We start from the raw sequence: 3,585 nt of genomic DNA, 5'->3' as shown, positions 1-3,585 counted from the left end.
AGCCGGTGGCCCAACCCCTTTGTGGGAGGGAGTCGTCGAAGGTGGGACTGGCGATTGGGACGAAGTCGTAACAAGGTAGCCGTACCGGAAGGTGCGGCTGGATCACCTCCTTTCTAAGGAGCATTTCTTGCCAGCCGGTTGTGGTTGGTCAGAGGCCAGTACATCGGCGAGTGTCTGATGCTGGTTGCTCATGGGTGGAACGTTGACTATTCGGCACGGCTGGTTTGATGGGGTCACTAGTACTGCTCTTGGGTGTGGAACGTGGGTTGTCGACTGGTTGTGTTGGGCGCGCTGTTGGGTGTCTGAAGGTACGGGCTGTTGCTTGTGTCTTCGGTTGCCGGTCCCAGTGAACTCGCCATTGTTTGGTGGGGTGGTGGGTGGCTGGTTGTTGTTTGAGAACTGCACAGTGGACGCGAGCATCTGTGGCCAAGTTTTTAAGGGCGCACGGTGGATGCCTTGGTACCAGGAACCGATGAAGGACGTGGGAGGCCGCGATAGGCCCCGGGGAGCTGTCAACCGAGCTGTGATCCGGGGGTGTCCGAATGGGGAAACCCGGCAGTCGTCATGGGCTGTCACCCATGCCTGAACACATAGGGCATGTGGAGGGAACGCGGGGAAGTGAAACATCTCAGTACCCGCAGGAAGAGAAAACAACCGTGATTCCGGGAGTAGTGGCGAGCGAAACTGGATGAGGCTAAACCGTATGTGTGTGATACCCGGCAGGGGTTGCGCATGCGGGGTCGTGGGATTCTTCTTTCATGGTCTGCCGGCTGTGAGGCGAGTGAGAAACCGTATGGGTAGGCGAAGGGCATGCGAAAGGCCCGGCGTAGAGGGTAAGACCCCCGTAGCTGAAATCTGTACGGCTCGTTTGGAGAACACCCAAGTAGCACGGGGCCCGAGAAATCCTGTGTGAATCTGGCGGGACCACCCGTTAAGCCTAAATATTCCCTGGTGACCGATAGCGGATAGTACCGTGAGGGAATGGTGAAAAGTACCGCGGGAGCGGAGTGAAATAGTACCTGAAACCGTGTGCCTACAAGCCGTGGGAGCGTCGCACAAGGAACTTGTTTCTTGTGTCGTGACTGCGTGCCTTTTGAAGAATGAGCCTGCGAGTTAGCGGTGTGTAGCGAGGTTAACCCGTGTGGGGTAGCCGTAGCGAAAGCGAGTCCGAAGAGGGCGTTTGAGTTGCATGCTCTAGACCCGAAGCGGAGTGATCTAGCCATGGGCAGGTTGAAGCGGCTGTAAGAGGTCGTGGAGGACCGAACCCACCAGGGTTGAAAACCTGGGGGATGACCTGTGGTTAGGGGTGAAAGGCCAATCAAACTCCGTGATAGCTGGTTCTCCCCGAAATGCATTTAGGTGCAGCGTCGTGTGTTTCTTGCCGGAGGTAGAGCACTGGATAGGCGATGGGCCTTATCGGGTTACTGACCTTAGCCAAACTCCGAATGCCGGTAAGTGAGAGCGCGGCAGTGAGACTGTGGGGGATAAGCTCCATGGTCGAGAGGGAAACAGCCCAGAGCATCGACTAAGGCCCCTAAGCGTGCGCTAAGTGGGAAAGGATGTGGAGTCGCAGAGACAACCAGGAGGTTGGCTTAGAAGCAGCCATCCTTGAAAGAGTGCGTAATAGCTCACTGGTCAAGTGATTCTGCGCCGACAATGTAGCGGGGCTCAAGCGTACCGCCGAAGTCGTGTCAATCCAACGTGTAGGGCTAACGCTTGTTGGGTTGGGTAGGGGAGCGTCGTGTGCCGGGTGAAGCAGCCTCGTAAGGGAGTTGTGGATGGTTCACGAGTGAGAATGCAGGCATGAGTAGCGATTCACACGTGGGAAACGTGTGCGCCGATTGACTAAGGGTTCCTGGGTCAAGCTGATCTGCCCAGGGTAAGTCGGGACCTAAGGCGAGGCCGACAGGCGTAGTCGATGGACAACCGGTTGATATTCCGGTACCCGCTATGAAGCGTCAACGCTGAATCCAGCGATGCTAAGCCCGTGAAGCCGCCTCTGATCTCTTTGGAGTGAGGGGGAGTGGTGGAGCCGGTGGCCCAGACTGGTAGTAGGTGAGTGATGGGGTGACGCAGGAAGGTAGTCCAGCCCGGGCGGTGGTTGTCCCGGGGTAAGGGTGTAGGCCGTGTGGTAGGTAAATCCGTCACACATTAAAGGCTGAGACCTGATGCCGAGCCGATTGTGGTGAAGTGGATGATCCTATGCTGTCGAGAAAAGCCTCTAGCGAGTTTTGTGGCGGCCCGTACCCTAAACCGACTCAGGTGGTCTGGTAGAGAATACCGAGGCGTTCGGGTGAACTATGGTTAAGGAACTCGGCAAAATGCCCCCGTAACTTCGGGAGAAGGGGGGCCATTGCTGGTGATGGGATTTACTCCTTGAGCTGGTGGTGGCCGCAGAGACCAGCGAGAAGCGACTGTTTACTAAAAACACAGGTCCGTGCGAAGCTGTAAGGCGATGTATACGGACTGACGCCTGCCCGGTGCTGGAACGTTAAGGGGACCGGTTAGCTCTATTTCGGTGGGGCGAGGCTGAGAACTTAAGCGCCAGTAAACGGCGGTGGTAACTATAACCATCCTAAGGTAGCGAAATTCCTTGTCGGGTAAGTTCCGACCTGCACGAATGGCGTAACGACTTCTCGACTGTCTCAACCATAGGCCCGGTGAAATTGCATTACGAGTAAAGATGCTCGTTTCGCGCAGCAGGACGGAAAGACCCCGGGACCTTTACTATAGCTTGATATTGGTGTTCGGTTCGGCTTGTGTAGGATAGGTGGGAGACTGTGAAGCGGCCACGCCAGTGGTTGTGGAGTCGTTGTTGAAATACCACTCTGGTCGTGCTGGATGTCTAACCTGGGTCCGTGATCCGGATCAGGGACAGTGTCTGGTGGGTAGTTTAACTGGGGCGGTTGCCTCCTAAAGGGTAACGGAGGCGCCCAAAGGTTCCCTCAGCCTGGTTGGTAATCAGGTGTTGAGTGTAAGTGCACAAGGGAGCTTGACTGTGAGACTGACGGGTCGAGCAGGGACGAAAGTCGGGACTAGTGATCCGGCGGTGGCTTGTGGAAGCGCCGTCGCTCAACGGATAAAAGGTACCCCGGGGATAACAGGCTGATCTTCCCCAAGAGTCCATATCGACGGGATGGTTTGGCACCTCGATGTCGGCTCGTCGCATCCTGGGGCTGGAGTCGGTCCCAAGGGTTGGGCTGTTCGCCCATTAAAGCGGTACGCGAGCTGGGTTTAGAACGTCGTGAGACAGTTCGGTCCCTATCCGCTGTGCGCGTAGGAGTCTTGAGAAGGGCTGTCCCTAGTACGAGAGGACCGGGACGGACGGACCTCTGGTGTGCCAGTTGTTCTGCCAAGGGCATGGCTGGTTTGCTACGTTCGGGAGGGATAACCGCTGAAAGCATCTAAGCGGGAAGCCTGCTTCGAGATGAGGGCTCCCACCCACTTGATGGGGTAAGGCTCCCAGTAGACGACTGGGTTGATAGGCCAGATCTGGAAGCCTGGTAACGGGTGGAGGTGACTGGTACTAATAGGCCGAGGGCTTGTCCTCAGTTGCTCGCGTTCACTGTGTTGGTTCTGAAACAA

The 3,585-nt window shown here is 56.6% G+C and carries 2 rRNA genes; both read left to right on the top strand.

Going from position 1 to position 3,585, the window contains the following annotated elements:
* Positions 1-113, top strand: a 16S ribosomal RNA gene (locus AOK16_RS14380); the annotation flags it as partial.
* A gap of 311 nt (positions 114-424) precedes the next feature.
* Positions 425-3,550, top strand: a 23S ribosomal RNA gene (locus AOK16_RS14375).
* Positions 3,551-3,585: the final 35 nt, after the last annotated feature.

This window comes from Streptomyces pathocidini, assembly GCF_001418495.1.
Classification (GTDB): domain Bacteria; phylum Actinomycetota; class Actinomycetes; order Streptomycetales; family Streptomycetaceae; genus Streptomyces; species Streptomyces pathocidini.
This window is presented reverse-complemented; position numbering and strand designations above follow the sequence as displayed.